The sequence below is a fragment of the Micromonospora nigra genome, assembly GCF_900091585.1.
Classification (GTDB): Bacteria; Actinomycetota; Actinomycetes; order Mycobacteriales; family Micromonosporaceae; genus Micromonospora; species Micromonospora nigra.
This window is the reverse complement of sequence record NZ_FMHT01000003.1, coordinates 3,422,911-3,447,012: the sequence shown is the minus strand read 5'-3', so window position 1 is coordinate 3,447,012 and position 24,102 is coordinate 3,422,911. Positions and strand designations below refer to the sequence as shown.

At 73.7% G+C, this 24,102-nt stretch carries 24 protein-coding genes; 9 read left to right on the top strand and 15 right to left on the bottom strand.

The features are described 5' to 3' along the window. Window positions 1-2 precede the first annotated feature (2 nt). From GA0070616_RS14805 to pdxH, 4 genes are read right to left on the bottom strand one after another with little or no spacing between them, the layout of a single operon-like run. Entirely contained in the window at window positions 3-617 is a 615-nt protein-coding gene (locus GA0070616_RS14805) for a nitroreductase family protein (protein ID WP_091082257.1), read from the bottom strand. Window positions 618-635: 18 nt separating this feature from the next. Next, window positions 636-1,565 (bottom strand): aldose 1-epimerase family protein, encoded by a 930-nt coding sequence (locus tag GA0070616_RS14800; protein WP_091082254.1) that lies wholly within the window; start codon window positions 1,563-1,565, stop codon window positions 636-638. Window positions 1,566-1,582: 17 nt separating this feature from the next. Then, window positions 1,583-2,881: an MFS transporter gene (locus tag GA0070616_RS14795; RefSeq protein WP_091082251.1), complete on the bottom strand. Its 1,299-nt coding sequence runs from the start codon at window positions 2,879-2,881 to the stop codon at window positions 1,583-1,585. Continuing rightward, a complete protein-coding gene (pdxH, locus tag GA0070616_RS14790) occupies window positions 2,878-3,507 on the bottom strand; it encodes a pyridoxamine 5'-phosphate oxidase (RefSeq protein WP_091082249.1) in 630 nt (209 codons plus the stop codon). The genes GA0070616_RS14795 and pdxH overlap by 4 nt, the downstream gene beginning before the upstream one ends. A gap of 286 nt (window positions 3,508-3,793) precedes the next feature. On the opposite strand from pdxH, the gene GA0070616_RS14785 reads away from it, so the two are divergent. The 3 genes from GA0070616_RS14785 to sepH all read left to right on the top strand — a co-directional run bounded on the left by GA0070616_RS14785 (window position 3,794) and on the right by sepH (window position 7,557). Then, window positions 3,794-4,900: a citrate synthase 2 gene (locus tag GA0070616_RS14785; protein ID WP_091082247.1), complete on the top strand. Its 1,107-nt coding sequence runs from the start codon at window positions 3,794-3,796 to the stop codon at window positions 4,898-4,900. A gap of 254 nt (window positions 4,901-5,154) precedes the next feature. Beyond that, window positions 5,155-6,282 carry a phosphoserine transaminase gene (gene serC, locus GA0070616_RS14780; RefSeq protein ID WP_091082245.1) on the top strand — a complete coding sequence of 376 codons (1,128 nt, stop codon included), beginning with the start codon at window positions 5,155-5,157 and terminating at the stop codon, window positions 6,280-6,282. 186 nt (window positions 6,283-6,468) lie between these two features. Continuing rightward, entirely contained in the window at window positions 6,469-7,557 is a 1,089-nt protein-coding gene (gene sepH / locus GA0070616_RS14775) for a septation protein SepH (protein WP_091082242.1), read from the top strand. 43 nt (window positions 7,558-7,600) lie between these two features. On the opposite strand, the gene thpR is transcribed toward sepH, so the two are convergent. The 5 genes from thpR to GA0070616_RS14750 all read right to left on the bottom strand — a co-directional run bounded on the left by thpR (window position 7,601) and on the right by GA0070616_RS14750 (window position 12,327). After that, complete coding sequence (gene thpR / locus GA0070616_RS14770) at window positions 7,601-8,179, bottom strand: RNA 2',3'-cyclic phosphodiesterase (RefSeq protein ID WP_091082239.1); 579 nt, start codon at window positions 8,177-8,179, stop codon at window positions 7,601-7,603. A gap of 1 nt (window position 8,180) precedes the next feature. Then, complete coding sequence (locus GA0070616_RS14765) at window positions 8,181-8,690, bottom strand: hypothetical protein (protein WP_091082236.1); 510 nt, start codon at window positions 8,688-8,690, stop codon at window positions 8,181-8,183. 190 nt (window positions 8,691-8,880) lie between these two features. After that, complete coding sequence (locus tag GA0070616_RS14760) at window positions 8,881-10,164, bottom strand: MFS transporter (protein ID WP_091082234.1); 1,284 nt, start codon at window positions 10,162-10,164, stop codon at window positions 8,881-8,883. 116 nt (window positions 10,165-10,280) lie between these two features. Continuing rightward, window positions 10,281-10,730, bottom strand: a complete 450-nt coding sequence (locus GA0070616_RS14755) for a MarR family winged helix-turn-helix transcriptional regulator (protein ID WP_175440079.1) — start codon at window positions 10,728-10,730, stop codon at window positions 10,281-10,283. Window positions 10,731-10,848: 118 nt separating this feature from the next. Then, window positions 10,849-12,327, bottom strand: coding sequence for an NCS2 family permease (locus GA0070616_RS14750; protein ID WP_091082228.1), 1,479 nt, complete (start codon window positions 12,325-12,327; stop codon window positions 10,849-10,851). A gap of 88 nt (window positions 12,328-12,415) precedes the next feature. Between GA0070616_RS14750 and GA0070616_RS14745 the strand changes: the two genes are divergently transcribed. Further along, window positions 12,416-12,664, top strand: a complete 249-nt coding sequence (locus tag GA0070616_RS14745; protein ID WP_091082225.1) for a DUF2530 domain-containing protein — start codon at window positions 12,416-12,418, stop codon at window positions 12,662-12,664. A 32-nt stretch (window positions 12,665-12,696) separates the two neighbouring features. On the opposite strand, the gene GA0070616_RS14740 is transcribed toward GA0070616_RS14745, so the two are convergent. Beyond that, window positions 12,697-13,536 (bottom strand): DUF3027 domain-containing protein, encoded by an 840-nt coding sequence (locus GA0070616_RS14740; protein ID WP_091082223.1) that lies wholly within the window; start codon window positions 13,534-13,536, stop codon window positions 12,697-12,699. 86 nt (window positions 13,537-13,622) lie between these two features. Between GA0070616_RS14740 and GA0070616_RS14735 the strand changes: the two genes are divergently transcribed. Together GA0070616_RS14735 and GA0070616_RS14730 are read left to right on the top strand one after the other, a co-directional pair. Beyond that, a complete protein-coding gene (locus tag GA0070616_RS14735; RefSeq protein WP_091082220.1) occupies window positions 13,623-15,269 on the top strand; it encodes an MFS transporter in 1,647 nt (548 codons plus the stop codon). Then, on the top strand, window positions 15,266-15,916 hold the full coding sequence (locus tag GA0070616_RS14730; protein ID WP_091082217.1) for a futalosine hydrolase: 651 nt from the start codon (window positions 15,266-15,268) through the stop codon (window positions 15,914-15,916). The genes GA0070616_RS14735 and GA0070616_RS14730 overlap by 4 nt, the downstream gene beginning before the upstream one ends. Before the next feature lie 53 nt (window positions 15,917-15,969). Here the strand turns inward: GA0070616_RS14730 and GA0070616_RS28805 are convergent, their stop codons facing one another. Beyond that, a complete protein-coding gene (locus tag GA0070616_RS28805; protein ID WP_245712773.1) occupies window positions 15,970-16,215 on the bottom strand; it encodes a helix-turn-helix domain-containing protein in 246 nt (81 codons plus the stop codon). A 413-nt stretch (window positions 16,216-16,628) separates the two neighbouring features. Here GA0070616_RS28805 and GA0070616_RS14720 point away from each other — a divergent pair, with 413 nt between their 5' ends. Further along, on the top strand, window positions 16,629-17,462 hold the full coding sequence (locus GA0070616_RS14720) for a 1,4-dihydroxy-6-naphtoate synthase (RefSeq protein WP_091082215.1): 834 nt from the start codon (window positions 16,629-16,631) through the stop codon (window positions 17,460-17,462). On the opposite strand, the gene GA0070616_RS14715 is transcribed toward GA0070616_RS14720, so the two are convergent. Beyond that, window positions 17,423-17,809 (bottom strand): cold-shock protein, encoded by a 387-nt coding sequence (locus tag GA0070616_RS14715; protein ID WP_091082212.1) that lies wholly within the window; start codon window positions 17,807-17,809, stop codon window positions 17,423-17,425. The genes GA0070616_RS14720 and GA0070616_RS14715 overlap by 40 nt on opposite strands. A gap of 28 nt (window positions 17,810-17,837) precedes the next feature. After that, the gene (locus GA0070616_RS14710; RefSeq protein WP_091082210.1) at window positions 17,838-18,461 is read right to left on the bottom strand and encodes an HAD family hydrolase; all 624 of its coding nucleotides are present in this window, start codon (window positions 18,459-18,461) and stop codon (window positions 17,838-17,840) included. An 82-nt stretch (window positions 18,462-18,543) separates the two neighbouring features. On the opposite strand from GA0070616_RS14710, the gene GA0070616_RS14705 reads away from it, so the two are divergent. Then, window positions 18,544-21,021 carry a helicase-associated domain-containing protein gene (locus GA0070616_RS14705; protein WP_091082207.1) on the top strand — a complete coding sequence of 826 codons (2,478 nt, stop codon included), beginning with the start codon at window positions 18,544-18,546 and terminating at the stop codon, window positions 21,019-21,021. 30 nt (window positions 21,022-21,051) lie between these two features. Here GA0070616_RS14705 and GA0070616_RS14700 read toward each other — a convergent pair whose 3' ends face one another. Both GA0070616_RS14700 and GA0070616_RS14695 read right to left on the bottom strand, forming a co-directional pair. Continuing rightward, a complete protein-coding gene (locus GA0070616_RS14700; RefSeq protein WP_091082204.1) occupies window positions 21,052-21,291 on the bottom strand; it encodes a hypothetical protein in 240 nt (79 codons plus the stop codon). A gap of 42 nt (window positions 21,292-21,333) precedes the next feature. Next, a complete protein-coding gene (locus tag GA0070616_RS14695) occupies window positions 21,334-22,236 on the bottom strand; it encodes a L,D-transpeptidase family protein (protein WP_091082201.1) in 903 nt (300 codons plus the stop codon). Window positions 22,237-22,408: 172 nt separating this feature from the next. Between GA0070616_RS14695 and GA0070616_RS14690 the strand changes: the two genes are divergently transcribed. Continuing rightward, window positions 22,409-24,088, top strand: coding sequence for a DNA repair helicase XPB (locus GA0070616_RS14690; protein WP_091082198.1), 1,680 nt, complete (start codon window positions 22,409-22,411; stop codon window positions 24,086-24,088). The last annotated feature ends 14 nt before the right edge of the window (window positions 24,089-24,102 follow it).

Below are 24,102 nucleotides of genomic sequence, written 5' to 3'. Positions count from 1 at the left end.
GCCTAGCCGCCCGCCGCATCCCACCGTCCCCGCCGCACGACCTCGTCCATGCGACGTCGCCCACGACGCAACGACGGTGACCGGTGGTCGGGGGCACGGTAACCGATGGTGAGCGCGCCGACGGGCTGGTACTCCTCCGGCACGCCGAACGCCTCCCGGTACGCCGCCTGCCGCTGCGCCGGGATGCCGAAGAAACAGGCCCCCAGCCCTTCGTCCACAGCGGTCAGCAGCATCAGCAGTGCGGCGAATCCGGTGTCGACATGCCAGTACGGCACCGGCCAGCGTTCCGTGGCCCGGTCGGCCCAGCCCTTGTCCGGCTCCGCGTAGCGCTCCAGGTAGGCGGAGCGGTTGGCGTGCGGCACCACGATCAGCGGTGCCCGCCGCATCCCGGCCAGCCACCGCTCCCGACCGCCACCCTCCGGGGTGGTCGCCGCCCAGAACCGTTCCCGGTCGGCCGGCTCCTCCAGCACCAGGAAACCCCAGCCCTGGGCGAACCCGGCCGACGGGGCCCGGACGGCGTGCTCCAGCAGCCGGTCGACCACCTCCGGCGGCACGGGCCGGTCCGGGTCGTAGTTGCGCACCATCCGGCGACGCCGGACGACCTCCGCGAACTCCATCGCGCTCCCCACACCCGCTCAGAGCCCGGGTCGGACGCCCCAGACACCGCGCCAGACCTGGCCCGGCGCCAACGTGATCCGGTCCCGACCCGAGCGGAAGGCGTCCGGTGGGCAGGTCATCGGCTCCACCGCCACCGAGCGGCGGTGCCGCTCCCCCGACAGGGTGTCACCGGTGAAGACCTGCCACCAGCCGAACTCCCCGTCCGCCCAGATCCGCACCCCCGACCCGCCGTCCGGCCCGGCGAGGGTCACCACCGACGTCCCGTCGGCCTCCCGGTCCACCTGCCCGAAGCTGTGGTCGAGCACCGCGTCGCCGATCCGGCGGCCCTCGGTGTAGTCGAACTCGGTGCCGGCCACCTTCGCCGCGCCCACCGGCAGCAGCCGGCTGTCCACCAGCAGCCGGGTACGCCCAGGCACCCGCAGCGACATGTCGTCCACGGCGACCCCCGGCAGCCGCAGGTACGGGTGCACGGAGAAGCCGAACGGCGCCTCCTCGCCGCCGAGGTTGGTCACCTCGTGTTCGGCCCGCAGCCCGTCCGCGCCCACGCTCCACCGGGTCCGCAGCCGCAGCGGCCACGGGTAGCCGGGCTGCGGCGGCAGGTCGTACCCGACCGTCACCGCGTCGGGCCGCTGGTCCTCCAGCCGCCACGGCACCCAGGTGACCAGGCCGTGGATCGCGTTGTGCCGGGCCGGTTCGGTCAGCGTGAGCTGCAACGACCGGCCGCCGAATCGGTACTGGCCGTCGCGGATCCGGTTCGGCCAGGGAGCGAGCACCTGCCCGGCCCCCCCGGGGCAGATCTCGTCGGCGTCGTACCCGTCGAGATGGTCCACCCCGTCCTGCCGGTACGTGCGGACCCCGCCGCCGACCTCGACGATGACAGCCTCGTGGCCGCCGGCGGCGATCGTCCACTGTGCCCCGGACGGCGGTTGCTGGTAAGGGGTTTCCATGCCGGGACCTTAACCGCTCAACCCCGGTCGGCGCTCGACCCGGTCGCGGCCCGGTGACGCAGCAGGGCCGGGAAGGTCACCGCGAGTAGCACCGCCAGCACGGCCGCCGCCAGGCCGCCGCCCACCCACGCCACGCCGCTGCCGAAGCCGGCCGCCATGGTGCCGGCCCGCAGGTCGCCCAGCCGCGGCCCGCCCGCCACCACCACCGTGTTCACCCCCTGGAGCCGGCCGCGCATCCGGTCCGGCGCGTGGATCAGCAGGATGGACTGTCGCACCACCGAGCTGACCAGGTCGGCGGCTCCGGCCAGGACCAGCAGCGCGACGACCAGCCAGAGCTGCCGGGCCAACCCGGCCAGCGCCACCGTGAGGCCCCATCCGACGACGGCCGCCACCAGGGCCAGCCCCTGCCGGCGCACCCGGCCGATCCAGCCGGACACGAGCCCGGCGAGCAGGGAACCGAGCGCGATCGAGCTGTAGAGCCAGCCCACCGCCGCGCCGCCGCCGAACCGCTCGGTGGCCACCTCGGGGAACAGCGCGCGGGGAAAGGCGAAGACCATGGCGATCAGGTCGACGCCGAACGACAGCAGCAGCACCGGCGCTCCGGCCAGGTAGCGCATCCCGTCGACGATGCTGCGCAGGCCCGCCGCCCGGGGCGCGTGCCCGTCCGGGTCCGGCTCCGGCGGCATGGCGGGCAGCCGCAGCGCCGCCCCGACCAGGGCGGTGAGCAGCAACGCGTCCACGCCGTAGGCGACCGGCAGCGCGACGTCCACGCGCCAGACGGCGAGGATCAGGCCGGCGGCCAGCGGCCCGAGCACCGCCGTGGCCATCGCCGTGGTGAAGTTCAGCGTGGTGGCCGCCGGGATCAGCTCGGCGGGGACGAGCCGGGGCACGAGCGCGCTGCGGGCCGGGCCGGCGACCGCGAACGACACCGCACTGAGGGCCACCAGCCCCAGCAGCAACAGCGGGCTACCGACCCCCAGCAGCGCCTGGACCAGCAGCCCGAGCACGGAGACCCAGAGCAGCACCGAACCGGCGAGCAGCACCAGCCGGCGGTCCCGGGCGTCGGCGATCGCGCCGCCCCACAACCCGAACACCAGCAGGGGTACGAAAGCCGCCACCCCGAGCAGACCCACCCAGAACGAGTCCCCGGTCAGCGTGAAGATCTCGACAGGTACGGCGACCGCCGTGAACTGGAAGCCGAACATGGCGATGCTGTTGCCGACCCACAGCCGACGGTACGCGGGCACCCGCAGCGGGCGCAGGTCGATCGCCCAGCGGCGCCGCTCGCGCCCCCGGGCCGTCCCCTCCGTGCTCACGGGGCGAGCCGCTCCACCACCCAGCCGCCGTCCCCGGTACGCCGGAACCGCAGCCGGTCGTGCAGCCGGCTGGCCCGGCCCTGCCAGAACTCCACCGACTCGGGTCGCACCCGCAGCCCGCCCCAGTGCGGCGGGGCGGGGACCTGTTCCACCCCGGCGAACCGCTCCGCCGCCGCCCGGTACGCCTCGTCGAGGGCCGCCCGGTGCGGGATCACCCGGGACTGGTCGCTGGCCCAGGCGCCCAGTTGGGAGCCGCGCGGCCGGTCGGCGAAGTACGCCTCCGTCGCGGCCCGGTCGATCCGCTCGACCCGGCCGGCGACGACCACCTGCCGCTGCATGGGAAACCAGGGGAACACCAGGCTGGCGTACGGGTTGGCGGCCACCTCGGCGCCCTTGCGGGAACCGTGGTTGGTGAACAGGACGAAGCCCTCCGGGTCATACCCCTTGAGCAGCACCGTGCGGCCGCTGGGCCGCCCCGCGGCGTCGGCCGTGCCGAAGACCATCGCGTTGGGTTCCGGCAACCCGGCCGCGACCGCGTCGGCGAACCAGCGGGCGAACTGGGTGTGCCAGTCGCCGGCCAGGCCCGCCTCGGTGAGTCCGGTGTCGGCGGTGTACTCGTGTCGCATCGCCGCCGGTGGCGGTGTGTCACCCGTCACTTTCCCTCCCCTGCCCGTCGGGGCGGTCCCGGCCCCGTGACGCTGACCAGCCCGTCCAGCCCAGTGTCGCCGAGGGATCGGCGGGCCGCGCGGGCGGGGATGTCACGAGCGGCACATCCGGAGCGGGTCGCGCAGCCGCTGGTCAGCAGGCAAGATGTCACGAACACATCCCTGAGGGTCGCCTAAGGCGCTCACCCGGCCGGGGCCGGGACTCCAGAGCCCGGGCGGGCGCACCGACCACACGCCAGGAGACGACATGGCCGACTTCAAACCGGGCCTGGAGGGCGTCGTAGCCTTCGAGACCGAGATCGCCGAACCGGACCGCGAGGGCGGCGCGCTGCGCTACCGCGGCGTCGACATCGAGGATCTGATCGGCCAGGTCTCCTTCGGCAACGTCTGGGCGCTGCTGGTCGACGGGCGCTTCGGTCCGGGCCTGCCCCCGGCGGAGCCGTTCCCGGTGCCGGTGCACTCCGGCGACATCCGCGTCGACGTGCAGTCCGCGGTCGCCATGCTCGCCCCCTACTGGGGCCTGCACCAGCTGCTGGACATCTCCGACGAGCAGGCCCGCGAGGATCTGGCCCGGGTGTCCGTGACCGCGCTCTCCTTCGTCGCGCAGTCCGCCCGCGGCCTCGGCCTGCCGGCGGTGCCGCAGAAGGAGATCGACAAGGCCGAGACCATCGTCGAGCGCTTCATGAAGCGGTGGCGCGGGGAGCCCGACCCCCGGCACGTCAAGGCCGTCGACGCGTACTTCATCTCGGCTGCCGAGCACGGCCTGAACGCCTCCACCTTCACCGCCCGGATCGTCGCCTCCACCGGCGCGGACGCGGCGGCCTGCATCTCCTCCGGGATCGGCGCCCTGTCCGGCCCGCTGCACGGCGGCGCCCCCTCCCGGGTGCTGACGATGCTGGAGGCGGTCGAGCGCAGCGGCGACGCCGAGGGGTACGTGAAGGGCGTCCTCGACCGGGGCGAGCGGCTGATGGGCTTCGGCCACCGGGTCTACCGGGCCGAGGACCCGCGTGCCCGCGTGCTGCGCCGCACTGCCAAGGATCTGGGTGCGCCACGCTTCGAGGTCGCCGAGGCGCTGGAGCGGGCGGCCCTGGCCGAGCTCCAGGCCCGCCGCCCCGACCGGGTCCTCGCCACCAACGTCGAGTTCTGGTCGGCCGTGGTGCTGGACTTCGCCGAGGTGCCCGCGCACATGTTCACCTCGATGTTCACCTGCGCCCGGATGGGCGGCTGGAGCGCCCACATCCTGGAGCAGAAGAAGCTCCAGCGGCTGGTGCGCCCGTCGGCGCGCTACGTCGGCCCGGGGACCCGCAAGCCGCACGAGGTCGAGGGCTGGAACGCCATCCCGCACGGCGTCTGACCGGCGCACCTCGACTGCGGCCCCGTCCACCCGGACGGGGCCGCAGTCGTGCGGTGGGCTGTGGCGGAAGACTCAGCTCCCGGCATGGGACCACCCGACAGGCAGGCGGTCAGGGGTGCGAGGATGAAGGCCGGCAGTGTCGCCGGACCGGGTTCGGTTGCCGGCTCGCCGTGTGCGCAGCGCACGCGCCTCCGGCCGTCCGCGCCCGCCAGCTCACCCGGGCCCCGGCCCTTGCGGAAGGATTCGAGAAGACCGTGGCTGACGCACCGACCATCCGGATTCCCGACGAGATCAAGCCCGCCGACGGCCGCTTCGGCTGCGGGCCGTCGAAGGTCCGTCCGACGGCGGTCTCCGCGCTCGCCGACGTGGCGACCAGCTACCTGGGCACCTCGCACCGGCAGAAGACGGTCCGCGACCAGGTGGCCCGGCTCCGTTCCGGCATCGCCGAGTTCTTCTCCCTGCCCGAGGGCTACGAGGTGATCATCGGCAACGGCGGCACCACCGCCTTCTGGGAGGTCGCCGCCTTCGGCCTGGTCCGCGACCGGGCCCAGTTCGCCAGCTTCGGCGAGTTCGGCGCGAAGTTCGCCAAGTCGGTCGCCGACGCGCCGTTCCTGGGCGAGCCGACGGTCCGCAAGTCGGCCGCCGGCAGCGCCCCGTCGCTGGTCGCCGAGGCCGGGGTGGACGTCTACGCCACCCCGCACAACGAGACCTCCACCGGCGTGGCCGTGCCGATCAGCCGGGTCGAGGGTGCCGACCCGGGATCGCTGCTGCTGGTCGACGCCACCTCCGCCGCGGGCGGCCTGGACGTCACCGTCGGCGAGACCGACGTCTACTACTTCGCCCCGCAGAAGTGCTTCGGCTCCGACGGCGGGCTCTGGCTGGCCCTGATGTCGCCGGCCGCGCTGGAGCGGGCCACCGAGATCAAGGCGTCGGGCCGGTACATCCCGGCGTTCCTCGACCTGGTGACCGCGATCGACAACTCGCGGCTGGAACAGACCTACAACACGCCGGCGCTGGCCACGATCTTCCTGGCCGCCGAGCAGACCGACTGGATGAACGCCCAGGGCGGGCTGGCCTGGGCGGCGAAGCGCACCGCCGAGAGCGCCGCCACCGTGTACGGCTGGGCCGAGCGCGCGTCGTTCGCCACGCCGTTCGTCACGGACCCGGCGCTGCGGTCCAATGTGGTCGCCACGATCGACTTCGCCGACGGGGTGGACGCCACGGCGATTGCGAAGGCGCTGCGGGCCAACGGCATCGTGGACACGGAGCCGTACCGGAAGCTGGGCCGCAACCAGCTGCGGGTCGCGCTGTTCCCGGCCGTCGAGCCGGCCGACGTCGAGGCGCTCACCGCGTCCATCGACTACGTGGTCGAGCGCCTCTAGCCGTCGTCACGGTCGGTGGTCACCGCCCCGCGTGGTGACCACCGACCGTGATCATCGTCGCAGGTCACCCGCAACTTGCGGGGTGTCGCATCCCCCACCTGCGGGTAGATGGGCGTACGGTGGGGCGAGACGCCCGGGTGGCCGGCTCGTGGCGTACGGCCAGCGAAGCGGGACGGAGGCAACGCGATGCGCCCAGTACGCTTCGTCGCCCTCTCCGAGGACGGCCAGGCCCTGGTGCTCGCCGACGAGGTGGGGCGCCTGCTCGCCCTGCCCATCGACGAACGCATCACCGGAGCCCTGCACGCCGAACCGGGCGCGCCGGCGCTCGTGGTGGCGCCCACCGCCTCCGACCCGATCCCGTCGCTGTCCCCTCGGGACATCCAGGCCCGGATCCGCTCCGGTGAGTCCGCTGAGGACGTGGCCCGCATCGCGGGTGTCCCGGTCGACCGGGTGCTGCGGTATGCCGGCCCGGTGCTCCAGGAACGGGCCATGCTCGCCCAGCACGCCCGGCGCACCCGGCTCAAGGGTGCCGAGAAGCCGACCCCGCTCGCCGAGGTGGTCAACGGTCGTCTCGCCCAACACGGCATCGACACCGAGAAGATCTCCTGGGACGCGTGGCGCCGCGACGACGGCACCTGGCGGATCGTGGCCACCTGGCCGTCCGGCAAGGCCACCGCGCAGGCGGTCTGGGATCTCGACAAGACCCGGCAGGCGGTGACCCCGCACGACGACATGGCGCAGTACCTGTGCGCCGAGCGGCCCACGCCCATCCTCGGCCAGGAACCCGCACCGGAGCGGGGCGGCCACGCGCTGCCCGGCCCGTCCCGGGGTGAGCCGAGCCGGGGTGGTGGGCACGGTCTGCCCACGCCCACCGAGTCGACCCGCCCGGGTCGGGACCCGATCCGGGCCGGGCGGGACGCCCTGCTCGCGTCGCTCGACCGGCCCCTCGGTTCCACCTCGGGGCGGGGCCTCGACCCGCGGTCCCCGGCCGCGATGGCCGGCAACCAGGACGCGCCCCGGCAGCGGGCCGTGGGGGGCGGGGCCGCGGCCCTGCTCGGCGGCGGCCAGGGCTCGGCCTTCGACGACGACGCGGACACGCCGAAGGAGGTCCCGGCCGTGCCGTCGCTGGCGGTCCTGCGCCCACGGCGCACGGGTGCCCCGGCGGCCGGGGCGACGGGCGAGTCGACCGAGCCGGGCGGTAAGCCCCGCAAGCGGCTTCCGAGCTGGGACGATGTGCTCTTCGGCAGCGCCCCCGCCGCCCGCGAGTCCTCCTGATTCCACGCGCCACCACACGTTCGTCCGTTCACAGGGCGGATGGTCAGAGGGGCCAGGTGGCCAGCCGGTCGTACGTGGGCCGGGGTCCGGGCTGGCTGTGGATGAGCACCAACTCGCTGGCCGGCCACTGCGGCCCCCGGTAGTCGTCGAGGGCGGCGAGGTCGGCCTCGACGTCGGCCGGGGGCAGTCGGTCGCCGGGGCGGGCCACCGTCAGATGCGGGTGGAAGGGCTTCTCGTCGTGGGGCAGCCGCGCGTGCCGCAGCCGGGACCGGATCGACCGGGCCAGCACCCGTAACCCCTCGACGTCGCCGTCCAGCCCCACCCAGAGCACCGTGCAGCGCCCCCGGCCGAACCGGCCACCACCCGCCAACCGCAGGTGGGAGGGGGTGTGGCGTCCGGCGTGGGAACCCTGGGCGGCCAGTCGCAGGCCGGTGTGCACCTCGCCCAGGCGGTCGTCGGACACCTCGCCGAGAAAGGCGAGCGTGACGTGCGCGTTCGCCGGGTCGGCGAGGCGGACGTTCGTGCCGGCTGCGGCTGCCGCGGCGAGGCGCAGGCCGGCGACCCGGGCGGTCAGGTGGGCGACGGCCTCCGGCGGTGGCTGGACCGCCACGAAGAGCCGCACCTCAGCGGTGCCGCTGCCACTGCCCGGTCTGGGCTGCCGGCAGGACCAGGCCGGCGGCGTGCAGGATCCCCTCGACGCGGATCCGTTCGATCTGCAGGTCGACGCCGGCCAACTCGCCGAGGTGCTCGGTGAGGCCCAACGCCCGGCAGGCCAGGCGCAGCCGCTCGTCGTACGCCTCGACGACCGTGGTGTGCCACACGGCCGCCCGGCCCCCGGCGGCGATCCGCTGCCGTCCCAGCCGGCGCAGGTCGGCGGCGATCTCCTCCAGCGGGCGGCGCTGCGCCCGGTCGAGGTCTTCGGGGTGCACGTCGCGGCCGGAGACGTCCGCCTCCACCGCCCGGTCCAGCCGTGCGATCAGCCGGCCCTCACGCCGCCGGTCCCGCCACGCCGCGTACCGGCGGGTCAGCCGCCCGACCAGTTCGTCGCCGCCGCAGGCCACGACGAGCAGCACCAGCAGGCTGACCACGGCCAGCAGCGCCAGGGCCAGCAGGAGCACCCGTCCCACCTCCACACATGGACGCTAAGCCGTTCCGCAGCGTCACGTTACCCGTTTCCCGGCATCCGTTCGCCACCCGGAAGAAACAGGCCCGCCGCCGGCGGACGGGCGCCGTGGCGACCGCCGGAAGAGATCCCGTGGCCGTCGCCGGCGGACAGCCGTGGCGGTCACCGGACGGGAACCCGCCCGGCGGACCGGAGCGGGTTCAGCAGTCGGCGGGAGTCACGTAGAAGCGGGGCATCGGCAGCACCCGGAACCGCAGCCGCGCCCCGGTGCGGCGTAGCTGCCAGGTCAGCGCCAGCAGGGCCGTGGTCAGAGACATCAACCCGCCGATCCAGATGCTGGCACCGGCGCCGAAGGTCTCCGCCACCCAGCCGATCAGCGGGGCACCGACCGGGTTGGTGCCGAGGAACACCAGCACCCACAGCGCCATCACCCGTCCCCGGAACGCGGCGTCGGTGCCGAGTTGCACCCGCTGGTTGGCGGCCTGGGCGAAGAAGACCATGAAGAAGCCGGTGGGCGGCAGCAGGGCGACCACCATCCAGTACGCGGGGGCGAGCCCGACCAGGGTGCCGAAGATGCCGCACCCGACGGCCGCGCCGAGCACCAGCCACACCGAGGGACGGCTACGCCGACCCGTTCCGGCCAGCGCGCCGACCAGCGCGCCCACGGCCAGCGTCGTGCTGAACAGGCCGAACGAGGCCGCGCCCGTGTGGAAGACCGTCTTGGCCAGTGCGGCCAGGGTGAGCTGGAAGTTGAACAGGGTCATACCGACGACCGACATCACGGCCATCGGCAGCAGCAGGTCCGGTCGGCGGCCGACGTAGCGCAGTCCGTCCATGACCGTGGCGCGGGCCCGCTCCTCGCGCGGCAGCAGCGCCTCCCGGTACAGCTCGGCGGGGCGCATCCGCACCACGTTGACCAGGGGCGCGATCGAGCTGAGGGCGGTCACCAGGAACACCGGACCCACGTCGAAGGCGGCGATGGCCAGCCCGGCGACGGCGGGCCCGACGATGCGGGCGGAATTGAAGGTGGCCGCGTTGAGCGAGAGCGCGTTCGGCAGCAGCCGGGTGCCGACCAGTTCGGAGACGAACGCCTGCCGGACCGGGGTCTCCACCGCGTTGGCCACGCCCAGCAGGGCGGCGAAGACGAACACGTGCCACAGCTGCACCAGGCCGGTGAGCACCAGCGCGGCCATGGCCAGGGCCAGCACCGTCCAGAACGCGTTGGCGGCGAGGAGCAGCATCCGCTTGTCGTACCGGTCGGCGAGCCGGCCCGAGATCAGCGTGAGCAGCAGCACCGGGGTGAACTGGAGTGCGACGACGATGCCGAGTGCGGTGGCCGAGTCGTCGGAGAGTTCGAGGACGAGCCAGTCCTGGGCGATGAACATCATCCAGACGCCGATCAGTTTGATCAGCTGACCGGTGGTGAACAGTCGGTAGTTGCGGACCTGTAGGGACTGGAACATCGTGCTCAGCTTCGCCTGCACTCTTGGTGCGCCTCCTCGCGCTTTCACGTACGCGTCGTCAACGACGGACGGCGCGGCGCGGGGGCACACGTGGTGTGCGACCTCCGGGCGGGAGACCCCGTCGGGGTGTCCCGGCGTCAGGCGCGGGACAGCCGCTGCAGGACCTCGGCGGCCTGCCGCAGGATGTCGCGGTCTGCGTCGCTCAGCTCGGCCAGCAGGTGTGCCAGCCACTCGTCCCGGGCCCGCTCGAACTGGTCGAGCACGGCCCGTCCCCCCTCGGTCGCCGCGAGGATGACCTGCCGGCCGTCGGTCGGGTGGGGGGTGCGCTGCACGAGGCCGCGCTCCTCCAGCTTCGCGACGATCCTGGTCATCGTGGGCGGTTGCACCCGTTCGACGTCGGCAAGTTCCCGGGGCGTCAGCGCGCCCGCCAGCCGGAGGCTGGTGAGCGCGGAGAGCTGGGTGACCGTCAGGTCGCCGACCGGCCGGGCCTGGCGGACCCGCCGGTTGAGCCGGGTGATCGCATCACGCAACTGGGGGGCCAGCTGCGCCGGTGGCACGCTCTTCGCCGTCACCGTCCGCTCCGTCACGATAGTTAGCCTAACTAATGAGCCGGTCGGGCCGCAGGCGATATGACCATGCTCACGGCGACCTGAGTGCGGCTCCGGGCCGGTGTCCCGTGGGACGCCCCGGCCCGGAGCCCGGGTGTCAGAGCAGCACGGACTCGATCGGCCCCCGCAGGAAGTACAGCACGAACAACGCCGCCACCCCGTACAGCAGCGGGTGGATATCGCGGGCCTTGCCCTTGGCGAGCTTCACCACCACGTACGCGATCAGGCCCGCGCCGATGCCGTTGGAGATCGAGTACGTGAACGGCATGAGCACGATGGTGAGGAACGCCGGGATGGCGATCTCGTAGTCGGACCAGTCGATGGTCCGCACCGCCGTCATCATCAGGAAACCCACCACCACCAGTGCGACGGAGGCGGCCTCGAACGGCACGACCTCCACCAGCGGGGCCAGGAACATCGCCAGCAGGAACAGCGCGCCGGTGACCAGGTTGGCCACGCCGGTGCGGGCGCCCTCCGCGACACCGGCGGCGCTCTCGATGTACGAGGTGTTGCTGGACACGCTCGCCGCACCGCCGCTGGCCGCGGCGATCGAGTCGACGAGCAGGATCTCCTTCGTGCGCGGCGGGGTGCCCCGTTCGTCGAGCATGCCGCCCTCCTGCCCGACGGCGACCATCGTGCCCATCGTGTCGAAGAAGTCGGTGATGAGCAGCGTGAAGACGAACATCAGCACGACCAGCCAGCCGGCCCGGCCCCACGAGTCCAACACGTTGAACTCGCCGAGCAGCGACAGGTCCGGCCACTCCAACCAGGAGGTGGGGATCTGCGGCACGTTCAGCGACCAGCCCTTCGGGTTGGGCTGACCGTTGACGAACGACGGGCCGATGTTGCCCGCCGCCTCGACGATCATCGCCAGCACCGTCGAGGCGAGGATGCCGATCAGGATCGCACCCCTGACCTTGCGGACCACCAGCACCAGGGTCACCAGCAGACCCACCACGAACACGAGCATCGGCCAGCTCACCAGCTTGCCGCCGATGCCCAGGCCCACCGGGACGGTGGTGTTCGCCGCGTCGGGCACCCGCCGGACGAAACCGGCGTCGACCAGGCCGATGATGGTCAGGAACAGGCCGATGCCCACGCCGATCGCGGTCTTCAGCTGGGTCGGCACCGACCGGAACACCGCCGTACGCAGGCCGGTGAGCACCAGCACGGCGATGATCAGGCCCTCGATGACCACGAGGCCCATGGCGTCCGCCCAGGTCATCTCCGGGGCGATCTCGTACGCGACGAGCGCGTTGACGCCGAGGCCGGCGGCGACGGCCAGCGGGAAGCGGCCCACCGCGCCCATCAGGATGGTCATCAGCCCGGCGACCAGGGCGGTGGCCGCGGCGAGGGCGGGAATCGGCAGTTGCTGCCCGTCGCCGTCGACGGCCGCACCGAGGATGAGCGGGTTGAGCACCACGATGTACGCCATCGTGAAGAAGGTCGCCAGGCCACCGCGTACTTCCCGGTTCAGCGTCGAACCGCGGGCGGTGATCTCGAAGTACCGGTCGAACCCGCTACGCGGTGCGGCGGGATCGGGTGGTGTGTCGTTGTCGGGCGGCGCTACTGCCATCGGTTCCTCGCAGGTGATCTCGCGTTGTCGCGCGCATCGTCGCAGATCACCGGCCAGCGCAAAAGCTCGGTCACGTTACGCTTGCCGGGTGCCGAAGCAACCGCCGTCGCGACCCGAGCCGCTGGACCCTCCGATGGTGCCGTTCGCCCTCGCGGGGATGGCCGCCTGGGCGGTCGCCGGACTGGTGCTGCTGGTGTTCTTCCGCGACTGGCTGGCTACGAACGACCACCGCAACTGGCTGTGGACCTGCCTGGCCGGTTTTCTGTGGGGCTTCCCCGGGCTGGCCGTGATGATGCGTCATGACGCCAACCGGCGTCGCCGCCGGGCCGCCCGCTGACGCCCGCCCCGGTGTCGGGTCGGGTGCCCGGCTCAGGCGTCGGCGGCTGTCCCGGCCGGGTCGGCGGTCTGCGGGGCCGGGTCGGCCTCCGAGGTGACGGCCACCGTCTCCACCGCGCTGTCGTCGTAGACCGTGGGCAGTTCCACCACCGGTTCCGTGGTCTCCACCATCGTCTCGGAGTGTGCGCCGCACCCGTGGTCCGCGCTGACCACCCGGCCGTCGTCGGGGGCGTAGAAGTTGCCGCAGGCGCCGAAGGACTGCCGTAGCGCGCCGGCGAGCGGCAGGTAGAAGCCGCAGGTGCCGCAGCGGGCGGCGGCGGGCGCGGCCGTCGAGATGGGCGCGGCCGGGCCGTGGTCACCGTCGTACCAGCGCTGGGCGGCCTCCATCCGCCCCTCGCGGGACATCACCCGGGTCCGGCCGAAACCCAACTCCCAGGCCGTCTCCTCGACCGCCGGGTCGTCGGACAGCAGGTAGCCGGGCTGGAGCCGCTCGTCGTCGGTGGGGGTGGGCAGGAGGTCGCCGGGGCCCAGGTCGCCCGGCTTGAGCCGCTCCTGCCAGGGGAGCCAACCGGGCGCGAGCAGCGCGTCCGCGCCGGGCAGCAGCACCGTCTCGCAGATGGTGACCGTGCGGCTGCGGGCCACCCTGGTCACGGTGACGGCCCACCGCCAGCCCCGGTAGCCGGCCAGTCGGCATTCGAAGTAGTGGGTGACGAGCCGGTCCCCCTCGGCGACGGCCTGGAGGTGGTCGCCGACGTCGGCGGGGTCGACCTCGGTGATACCGGCGCGCGCCACCTCGACGGCGGCGGCGCAGACCTGGTCGAGTCGGGCGGCGCGGGCGGAGGCGGGCCTGGTCACCGGACCATTGTTCCCCATCGGTACGGCCGGCTGACAGGCACTCCCCGGAGTTGTTCCGGGCGGTGGTGCGGCACGGGTCGGCGCGATGGGCGAGGATGGGTCCCATGCCGCTGTTCTCCCGCTCCGAGCGGTCCCTGCTGGGGCGGACCGTCGGCACCGGCATCCGCGCCACCCGGCTGCTGTTCCGGGGCTCGGTCAACGGCGGCCGGTGGGTGACCCGCAGCGCCGGCCGGGCCCGGGCCCGGGGTGCCGGCGGCGAGGTCGGCATGGTCCGACTGTTCGACCTGCACGCCCTGTCCTGCGCGGGCGACACGCTGATCGCCATCGGGCTGGCCGGCACCATCTTCTTCAACGTGCCGCTGGGCGAGGCGCGGAGCAAGGTCGCGCTCTACCTGCTGGTGACCATGGTTCCGTTCGCGATGCTCGCGCCGGTGGTCGGCCCACTGCTCGACCACTTCCGGCACGGCCGCCGCTACGCGCTGGCCACCACCATGCTCGGCCGGGCGTTCCTGGCCTGGTTGATCTCCGACTACATCCACGGGTTCGGGCTGTACCCGGCCGCCTTCGGTGTGCTGGCGCTGTCCCGCGCGTACGGGGTGGCCCGCTCCGCGGCCGTGCCGAGGTTGCTGCCCGAGGGGCTCGGCCTGTCCCAGGTGGGTGCGCGGGCCAGCGTCTACGGAACGGTGGCCGGAGCCATGGTCGCCCCGATCGGCCTGGCCGCGTTCTGGTTCGGGGCGCAGTGGCCGCTACGGGTCGCCTCGGTGATCTTCCTGGTGGGCATGGTGATCGCCCTGCGGCTGCCCCCGAAGGCCGACTCGGAGCCACCCGAGCGGGTGCCCCGGCCGCTGCGGGCACTGCGCCGCGCCACCGGGGAACGGCCGTTGGGTCGGGGCCGCCCTGCCGGCCGGTTGGTGATCGCCACGCTGCTCGGTGCGGCCTCGCTCCGCGCCGTGTACGGCTTCCTGCTGCTCTTCCTGGCCTTCGCGATCAAGGCCGGTGACCTGACCACCGTCGCGTTCGGTCGCGAGCTGGGTGACGAGGCGGCGCTCGGCCTGGTCGGCGGGGCACTCGCGGTGGGCACCTTCCTGGCCACCGCGATCGGCACCCGGCTGCGCATCCACCGGCCCGCCGCCCTCCAGTCCAGCGGGATGGTGATCGTCGCCGGGGTGGCCGTGCTCGCCGCGTTGTCGTTCTCGCTGCCCATGGTCGCCCTGCTGTGTGTTGTCGCCGCGATGGCCAGTGGCATCGCCAAGCTCGCGGTGGACGCCTCGATCCAGGAACGCATTCCGGAGCGGCTACGCGCCAGCTCGTTCGCCCATTCGGAGACCGCGCTGATGCTCGCGTTCGTGGCCGGCGGCGCGCTGGGCCTGGTGCCCTTCGACGGCCGGCTCGGCATCGCCGTGGCAGCCGGCGTCGCCACCCTGGCCGCCCTGCGGGGGGCCGTGACAGCCGGCCGGTTGCACGCCGAGCGGCTGCGCGGGCGGCCCCTGGCTGACGACGAACTGGCGGCCGACGCCACAGAGCAGGGCACCGGGGCCACCGCCCCACGTGACGACGCGACGACGGACGAACCGGTCGGTCGCGCCGACCCCGCACCGAGCTCACCCGCCCCCCTCCAGGGCGGTCAGCCCGCCGACGAGCCCGATCTCGCGCCGCCGGGCTACCACATCTACCGCCCGTCGTCGGCCGTCCCCGGTTCCGGGAGCGGGGACGAGCAGTCGCGCCGGGAGTCGCCGGGGCCGCTGTCGTGATCGGTCTGCTGGTGGTGACGGCGGTACCGGCCGAGGCGGAGGCCGTCCGGGCGGGAGTGTCCGACCCGACGGTGACGGTGGTGCCGGTGGGCGTCGGGCCGGCCGTCGCCGGGGCGGCCACCGCCCGGCTGCTGGCGTTGGCCGAGGCCGCCGGGCGTCCGTACCGGGGGGTGGTCAGCGCGGGCGTCGCCGGCGGCTTCGCCGGGCCGGTGGAGGTGGGCGGCACCGTGCTCGGCACCCACGCCGTGGCCGCCGATCTGGGTGCCGAGTCGCCCGACGGGTTCATTCCCGTCGACGAACTGGGCATGCCGGCGGAGTTGCTCGGCGCGGGCCGGTCGATCGCCGCCGACCCGCATCTGCTGGCCGCCCTGGGCACGGCACTACCGGCGGCCACGGTCGGTCCGGTGCTGACGGTCAGCACGGTCACCGGCACGGTCGCGGGCACCACGGAGCTACGCCGCCGGCACCCCGACGCGGTGGCCGAGGCCATGGAGGGGTACGGGGTGGCCGTGGCCGCCGCCCAGGCCACGGTCCCCTTCGTCGAGCTGCGTACGGTCTCGAACCCGGTCGGCCCCCGGGACCGGGACGCCTGGCGCCTGCGCGAGGCCCTCGCCGCGCTCACCAAGGCCGCCGCCGCCCTCGGCTGAGCCGGCGGCGGGCGCACCCTCGGCATGCTGGTGCCCTCGTTCGACCGTCGTCGTCAGGGGCGGTCGAGTCGCATGGCGAGCGGGTGACTGCACTCCACGGCGAAGCCGCAGGCCCGAAGGAACCGGGCGCCGCCGGGCGGGGGCGACCGCTCCGCCCGGCCCGACTCGATGCGCGCGACGGTGGAGTGCGGCACGCCGGAGCGCACCGCCAGTTCACGCTGGCTGAGGTCTGCCCGTCGGCGCGCGGCCCGCAGCAGCACACCCAGATCCAGCCTGGGCTCGCCGATCGTCTCGTCCATCCGTCGATGCTTGCGCCGTGACGCCACGCCCTCAAGCCTTCGGAGACAGCTGTGGACAACCCTGTGGACGAACCTGTGGACAACTGGCCCGCAGAACCTGCGCCGGTGGGCCTGGTGTGGACATGATCGCGCCACGGCAGCGGGCGGCAGCGCCCGCGAACACACCCACGACAGGGTGTCCGGCGGGCCCTCCCGAGCTGCATCGTCTGCGCTATCACCGCCTCGCGGCCGGAAAGCACCGCGCGGTGCTTCGTTCGCGCTATCAGCTCGGGAGGGCCCGGCTTATCAATCCTCGACCCGCCCCCGGACGCATCCGGAAAGCCTGCCGCACAGGCCGAGCCGGGCCGATGCGGGCTGTGCGCCGGGCCGGGCAGGGCAGGGCAGGGCAGGGCAGGAAAAGCTACGGTGGGCGTGTGGCGCTCTCGCTGGCGATCTCGCCCTGTCCCAACGACACCTTCGTCTTCCACGCCCTCGTGCACGGGCAGGTCCCGGGTGCCCCACCGGTGCAGGTGACCTACGCGGACGTCGACGTCACCAACACCGCCGCCGAGCGCGGGGCCTTCGACCTGGTCAAGGTGAGCTACGCGGCGCTGCCCTGGCTGCTGGACGACTACCACCTGCTGCCCTGCGGGGGCGCGCTCGGCCGCGGCTGCGGCCCGCTCGTGCTCACCCGCGGCGGCACCACCACCGACCTGGGCGGGGCGACGGTCGCGGTACCGGGTGACCGGACCACGGCGTACCTGCTGTTCCGGTTGTGGGCGGCGGACCGTCCACCCGCACGGATCGAGGTCGTACCGTTCCAGGAGATCATGCCGGGCGTCGCCGCCGGCCGGTACGACGCCGGGCTGGTCATCCACGAGGCCCGGTTCACCTACCCGCGGCACGGGCTGACCGCCCTGGTCGACCTCGGCGAATGGTGGGAGGGCGACACCGGGCTGCCGATCCCGCTCGGCGCGATCCTGGCCCGGCGGGGCGCGGTCGACCCGGAGGCCGCCGCCGGGTGGATCCGGGAATCCGTACGCCGGGCCTGGGCGGACCCGGCAGCCAGCCGGGGCTACGTCCTGGAACACGCCCAGGAGATGGAGCCCGACGTGGTGGACCGGCACATCGGCCTCTACGTCAACGAGTTCACCGCCGACCTGGGTGAGTCGGGGTTCGCCGCCGTGTCGGCGCTGCTGGGCCGGGCTGCCGACGCCGGGCTGGTGCCTCAGACCTCCAGCTCGCGCGCCACGGCGTGGACCAGCTGAGCGATCTTCTGCGCGGCACGGCGGTCCGGGAAGCGGCCCCGACGCAGGTCCGGCTGCACCTTCGCCTCCAACACCTTGATCATGTCTTCGACGAGGCCGTGCAGTTCCTCGGCGGGCCGGCGGCGCAGCTCCGCCACCGACGGCGGAGCGTCGAGCAGCTTGACCCCCATCGCCTGGGCCCCGCGCCGGCTGTCCACCACGCTGAAGTCGACCCGCTGGCCCCCCTTCAGGTCGGTGACACCCGCCGGCAGCGCGCCCTTCGGCAGGAACACGTCGCCACCCTCGTCGCTGGTGACGAACCCGTATCCCTTGGCCGCGTCATACCACTTCACTCGACCCGTCGGCACCTGAGAACCCCTGCTTCGCTCGAGACGTCTACTCCCTCAAGGCTAGCCGGATCATGTTGCGCAGCGCTTCCGGGAATCCGGTGAGGTCGGCCAACACCAGATCCGCCCCGGCCGCCTGCAACTCGTCGGTGTCGCACGGGCCCGTCGCGACTCCGATCCCCGGCACCCCCGCAGCCCTCGCCGCCACCATGTCGGCCACGTGGTCGCCGACGTAGTGGGTCGCGTCCTGTGCCCGCAAGGCTGTCGCCTTCTCCTCGGCGAACAGGTCGCCGGCCAGCTCGTCCACGGCCAACCCGAGGTGGTCGAGGTGCAGCCTGGCAAGCCGGCCGAGCTTCGACGTCACGACCAGGACCCGGCCCCCGAGAGCGTGCACGGCGTCGACCGCCTCCCGGGCACCGGGCAACGGCACCGTGGGGGTGATCGCGTACGCCGGATACAGCTCCCGGTAGAGCCGGACCGCCTCCTCGACCTGCTCCGGCGGGAACCAGTACGCGATCTCGGTGCGCAACGGCGGACCGAGCCGCGAGACGGCGAGGTCGGCGTCCACCGGCACTCCCGTCAGGGCCGTCAACGCCCGGTACGTGGCGGCGATGCCGGGACGGGAGTCGACGAGGGTCATGTCGAGATCGAAGCCGACCGTCAGTGGGAGCACCCGTTGAACCTACCGGTCGACACGGGCGAGCCGGACGTCCGAGGAGCGGGAGGGCCCCGGACCGGGCTAGCGTGGAACGACGATGACGACCTCACTCGCCGACCACCTGCGCTCGCTGCCCGACGAGTCGCTGGCAACCCTGCTCCAGCTGCGGCCGGACCTCGTCGTACCCGTGCCGGCCGACGTCTCGGCGCTCGCCATCCGGGCCCAGTCCCGGGTGTCGGTGGCCCGCGCGATGGACGGGCTGGACCAGTTCACCCTCCAGATTCTCGACGCGGCACGCCTCACCCGTGATCCGGCCGGCGGCACCGCCACGGTCGACGGGGTCCTCGCCATGGCCACCGCCGGCCCGAACCCGCCCGCCCCCACCGCCGTCCGGGCCGCGGTCGACCGGCTACGCGCCCTGTTCCTGCTGTACGGCCCGGACACCGCCCTGCACCTGATCGGCGGCGTCGACGAGATCTCCCCGTACCCGGCGGGGCTGGGCCGGCCGGCGACGGAGCTGGACCCGCGCACCGCCGCCCTCTGCGCGGACCCGGCGAAGCTGCGGCGGACGCTGCTCTCCGCCCCGCCGTCGGCCCGCGCGGTGCTGGACCGGCTCGCGGCCGGGCCACCCGTCGGCACCGTGCCCCCGGGCGCGTTGCAGGCCCCCGCCGTGGGTGCCGAGGATCCGCTGCCCCCGGACGAGACCAACGGCGGGGCCGCCACCGGCTCACCGGTCCGCTGGCTGGTCGACCACCGGCTGCTGGTGCGGACCTCCGGCGGCAAGGCCGGCACCGCCGGCACCGTGGAGCTGCCCCGGGAGATCGGCCTGCTGCTGCGCCGCGACTCCGGCCCGCTCGGCCCGCTGCGCACCAGTCCGCCACCGGTCGCCGCCGCGTCCCGTGAACCGAAGGCCGCCGACTCCGCCGGGGCCGGGCAGACCATGGAGGCGGTACGCCACACCGAGGCCCTGTTGGAACAGCTCGCCGCCGAGCCGGCGCCCGTGCTGCGTTCCGGTGGCCTGGGCGTGCGGGACCTGCGTCGGCTCGCCCGCGCCACCGGGCTTGACGAGTCGACGGCGGCGCTGCTGCTGGAGGTGGCGTACGCGGCCGGGCTGACCGGTGAGGTGGAGCTGCCCGGGGGCGCCGGCAGCCGGTACGGCGTCGACCAGCAGGTGCTGCCCACCGGCGGGTACGAGGTGTGGCACGCGGGTTCCTTCGCGCAACGCTGGGAGCAGTTGGCCCGGGGGTGGCTGGGGATGACCCGGCAGGTCGGGTTGGTGGGGCAGCGCGACGACCGGGACCGGCCGATCACGGTGCTGTCCGCCGAGGCGGAACGAGCCGGTGCGCCGGCCGCCCGACGCGCCGTCCTCGGGGTTCTCGCCGACCTGGCACCCGGCACCGCGCCGACCGTCGACGAGGTCCTGTCCGTGCTGGACTGGCGGGCACCCCGGCGCAGCCGGGGCCGGGAGGCCGCCCATCGGGAGGTGCTCGCCGAGGCGGCCACGCTGGGCGTGACCGGGCTGGGGGCGCTCACCACGTACGGGCGGCTGCTGCTGGCCGAGGTCACCGACTCCGACGAGCGGGGCGCGGGCGACCCGCTGGGCCGGCACGTCGACGCCGGCGGCGAGGGCGCCTCCACCGCCGTGCGGGCCCTGGACGCCCTGCTGCCCGCCCCTGTCGACCATGTGCTCGTCCAGGCGGACCTGACGGTGGTGGTGCCGGGGCCACCCGATCCGGAACTGGCCACCGAACTGGAGGTGGTGGCCGAACACGAGTCGGCCGGCGGGGCCGGCGTGTACCGGGTCACCCCGGCGAGCGTGCGACGCGCCCTCGACGCCGGCTACTCGGCCGACGACCTGCACGCGCTGTTCCGGCGGCGCTCCCGAACGCCCGTACCGCAGGGGCTGACGTACCTGGTCGACGATGTGGCCCGCAAGCACGGCGGGCTGCGGCTGGGCTCCGCCGGGGCGTACGTGCGCAGCGACGACGAGGCGCTGCTGGCCGAGGTGCTGGCGGACCGGCGGCTGGAGGCGTTGGCGCTGCGCCGGCTGGCACCCACGGTGCTGGTCACCCCGTACCAGGTGGGCCGGATGCTGACCGTGCTCCGCGACGCCGGGTACGCGCCGGTGCCCGAGGATGCCGGCGGCTCCGCGGTGCTGACCCGGCCGAAGGTCCGCCGGGCCCCGTCCCGCGTGTCGGTGGCGTCCCGGGCCGTCGACCCGCTGGCCACGCCGAAGCTGCCCATGCCACGGCTGCTGGGCGTCGTGGAGCAGATCCGCCGGGGCGACGCGGCGGCCCGGGCCGCCCGGCGGGCACCGGCGGTGGTCCGGGGCAACCCGTCTGCCGGGCTTGCCCCGGCGCACAGCCACAGCGACGCCCTGGCGGTGCTCCAGCAGGCGGTACGCGACAAGGCGCTGGTCTGGGTGGGCTACGTCGACGCGCACGGGGCGACCGCGTCGCGGCTGGTTCGGCCGGTGTCGATCGGGGCGGGCTACCTACGGGCGGAGGACGAACGCACGGAGATGCTGCACACCTTCGCGCTGCACCGGATCACTGCGGCGGTGCTGGAGAGCTGAGAGGCCGCCGGGCCGGGGCTGTCGGCGGGTTCAGCGACGCTCGCGGCGCACGGTACCGACGATCGCGACGACCAGCATCAACGCGAACCCGGTGCCGGCCGCCTCGCCGATCGAGGCGACGAATCCCTGCTGGAGCACCAGCCAGCCGAACAGGAACCAGCCGAACAGCAGCACCCCGGCGACCGCGTACGCGACGACCGTCGCGGTGGAGACGGGCTCGGCGGTTGCGCTCCGCACCCGCTCGGGGATCACATCCTGGTTGACGGTCATTCACCCTCCCGCCCCGTTCGGCCTGCGTTCGTTCCTAGATTGTCACCCGGAACGGCTGCCGACCAACACCACGCGGCTGCCGTTGCGGCCCAGTTCCCAGTACCTGACGGCGTCGGCACGCAGCAGGTTCACGCAGCCGTGCGAGCCGATCGACTTGTCGTGCAGGTAGGTCGTGGTCTCGTGGAACCCCATGCCCCGGGTGAAGTGCTGCCAGTACGGCAACCAGACCTCGTACGGGTCGGACCACTCCTTGACGTTGCGGTAGTTGATCGTGAACGTGCCGGCCGGGGTGCGGTAGCCCGCCATCCCGGTGCGGGTCACCGTCGGCTTCACGATCACTCTGCCGTCGCGCATCACCCAGGTCGTCTGCCGGGTGAGGTCCACACAGAACGTGGTGCCGGTGCGCCGCCCGCACACCGCCGTGTCCGTGGTGGCCAGTCGCTTCGCCACGTCGTACGTGAGCGGGCCGGCGCGCCCGTGGGCGGGGCGGATGTCGTACCGCCGCTGGAAACGCTTGATCGCGGCGCAGTCGGCGGCGGACTGCCTGCCGTCCACGGTCACCGGGCCGAACCCGCCCAGCCGGCTCAGGTACGTCTCCACCGCCCGCTGGCGCTCCCCCTGCGGGCAGCCGGCGGGCGCCGGCGAGGCGGTGGGCTTCGTCGGTTCGCGGGTCGGCTTCGCCGGGCTGCGGGTGGGCGCGGCGGGGGTGGGCTCGGCGCGGGCCCGGCTGCGCTCGGGCTTCGGCTTCGCGGTCGGTGTTCTCCGTTTCCGCTGATCCGGTCCGGGCGTGCCGCTCGCCCCCGTTGGCTGCTCCACGGCACCGACGGAGACGGGCCCCCCGCCCCCTGCTCCGTCGGCCTGCGGATCGAACGTGCACGCACCGGCCCCGACCAGCGTGGCCACCGCCAGGGCAGCGAGCCGGGTGCCGAACCTCAGGTGCCCCATGCGCCCTCCCCTGGAACTGGTGTCCCCTTGGTAGACGTGTGCAGGTACACGACCGGTTGCGCCTGGTGAGCATTTTTCTGCGATCGGTCGGCCCGTGCAACACTGGTTGGTCGGCCCGCGGCAGGTCAGCCGCCGATCCGACCCCTTCCGACATGCGACGAGAGGACCTGGCGTGAGCGGTGGACCACTGATCGTGCAGTCGGACAAGACGCTGCTGCTGGAGATCGACCACCCCGACGCCCAGGCGTGCCGGATGACCATCGCTCCCTTCGCCGAGCTGGAACGGTCACCGGAGCACGTGCACACGTACCGGCTGACGCCGCTGGGGTTGTGGAACGCCCGGGCCGCCGGTCACGACGCCGAGGCCGTGGTCGACGCGCTGATCAAGTTCTCCCGCTATCCGGTGCCGCACGCGCTGCTGGTCGACGTGGCCGAGACCATGGACCGGTACGGCCGCCTCCAGCTCGCCAACGATCCCGTGCACGGCCTGGTGTTGCGCGCCGTGGACCGGGTGGTGCTGGTCGAGGTCGCCAAGAGCAAGAAGCTCGCCGGGATGCTCGGCGCGAAGATCGACGACGACACGATCCAGGTGCACCCCTCGGAGCGGGGCCGGCTCAAGCAGGCGCTGCTCAAGCTCGGCTGGCCGGCGGAGGACCTGGCCGGGTACGTCGACGGCGAGGCGCACCCGATCGAGTTGGCCGAGGCCGGTCAGGGCGGCGGGAAGCCGTGGACGCTGCGGTCGTACCAGCGGGAGGCGGTGGAGGCGTTCTGGGCCGGCGGGTCGGGCGTGGTGGTGCTGCCCTGTGGCGCCGGCAAGACGCTCGTGGGCGCCGCCGCGATGGCCGAGGCGAAGGCGACGACCCTGATCCTGGTCACCAACACGGTCGCCGGTCGGCAGTGGAAGCGGGAGCTGATCGCCCGCACCTCGTTGACCGAGGAGGAGATCGGCGAGTACTCGGGCGAACGCAAGGAGATCCGCCCGGTCACCATCGCCACGTACCAGGTGCTCACCTCGCGGCGCGGCGGCGCGTTCACCCACCTGGACCTGTTCTCCGCGCGCGACTGGGGCCTGGTCGTCTACGACGAGGTGCACCTGCTGCCCGCGCCGATCTTCCGGTTCACCGCCGACCTCCAGGCGCGTCGCCGGCTGGGCCTCACGGCGACTCTGGTACGCGAGGACGGCCGGGAGGGCGACGTGTTCAGCCTCATCGGCCCGAAGAGGTACGACGCGCCGTGGAAGGACATCGAACAGCAGGGCTGGATCGCCCCGGCGCAGTGCACCGAGGTACGCGTCACGCTGACCGACGCGGAGCGGATGTCGTACGCGACGGCGGAGGCCGACGAGCGCTACCGGATGGCGGCGACCGCCCGCACGAAGCTGCCGGTGGTGCGCGCCCTGGTGGCGCGGCACCCGCAGGAGCAGGTGCTGGTCATCGGCGGTTACATCGACCAGCTGCACCAGCTGGGGGAATACCTCGACGCGCCGATCGTGCAGGGCTCGACGACCAACAAGGAACGCGAGCGGCTGTTCGACGCGTTCCGGTCGGGTGAGGTGCGGACGCTGGTGATCTCGAAGGTGGGCAACTTCTCGATCGACCTGCCGGAGGCGGCGGTGGCGATCCAGGTGTCGGGCACGTTCGGCTCCCGGCAGGAGGAGGCGCAGCGGCTGGGGCGGGTGCTGCGGCCCAAGGCCGACGGCCGGCAGGCGCACTTCTACACGGTCGTCTCCCGGGACACGATCGACACGGAGTACGCGGCACACCGGCAACGCTTCCTCGCCGAGCAGGGGTACGCGTACACGATCGTGGACGCCGACGACGTCCTCGGCCCACCCCTGCCCACGGTCGACTGATCAGGGAACACTGC

What these genes read in the sequence shown, in the direction of transcription:
- GA0070616_RS14805 (WP_091082257.1), bottom strand. Translation starts at nt 617, where the DNA reads ATGGAGTTCGCGGAGGTCGTCCGGCGTCGCCGGATGGTGCGCAACTAC.
- GA0070616_RS14735 (WP_091082220.1), top strand. Translation starts at nt 13,623, where the DNA reads ATGCCGCTGTTCTCCCGCTCCGAGCGGTCCCTGCTGGGGCGGACCGTC.
- GA0070616_RS14785 (WP_091082247.1), top strand. Translation starts at nt 3,794, where the DNA reads ATGGCCGACTTCAAACCGGGCCTGGAGGGCGTCGTAGCCTTCGAGACC.
- GA0070616_RS14740 (WP_091082223.1), bottom strand. Translation starts at nt 13,536, where the DNA reads ATGGGGAACAATGGTCCGGTGACCAGGCCCGCCTCCGCCCGCGCCGCC.
- sepH (WP_091082242.1), top strand. Translation starts at nt 6,469, where the DNA reads ATGCGCCCAGTACGCTTCGTCGCCCTCTCCGAGGACGGCCAGGCCCTG.
- GA0070616_RS14705 (WP_091082207.1), top strand. Translation starts at nt 18,544, where the DNA reads ATGACGACCTCACTCGCCGACCACCTGCGCTCGCTGCCCGACGAGTCG.
- GA0070616_RS28805 (WP_245712773.1), bottom strand. Translation starts at nt 16,215, where the DNA reads ATGGACGAGACGATCGGCGAGCCCAGGCTGGATCTGGGTGTGCTGCTG.
- GA0070616_RS14800 (WP_091082254.1), bottom strand. Translation starts at nt 1,565, where the DNA reads ATGGAAACCCCTTACCAGCAACCGCCGTCCGGGGCACAGTGGACGATC.
- GA0070616_RS14750 (WP_091082228.1), bottom strand. Translation starts at nt 12,327, where the DNA reads ATGGCAGTAGCGCCGCCCGACAACGACACACCACCCGATCCCGCCGCA.
- GA0070616_RS14700 (WP_091082204.1), bottom strand. Translation starts at nt 21,291, where the DNA reads ATGACCGTCAACCAGGATGTGATCCCCGAGCGGGTGCGGAGCGCAACC.
- pdxH (WP_091082249.1), bottom strand. Translation starts at nt 3,507, where the DNA reads ATGCGACACGAGTACACCGCCGACACCGGACTCACCGAGGCGGGCCTG.
- GA0070616_RS14695 (WP_091082201.1), bottom strand. Translation starts at nt 22,236, where the DNA reads ATGGGGCACCTGAGGTTCGGCACCCGGCTCGCTGCCCTGGCGGTGGCC.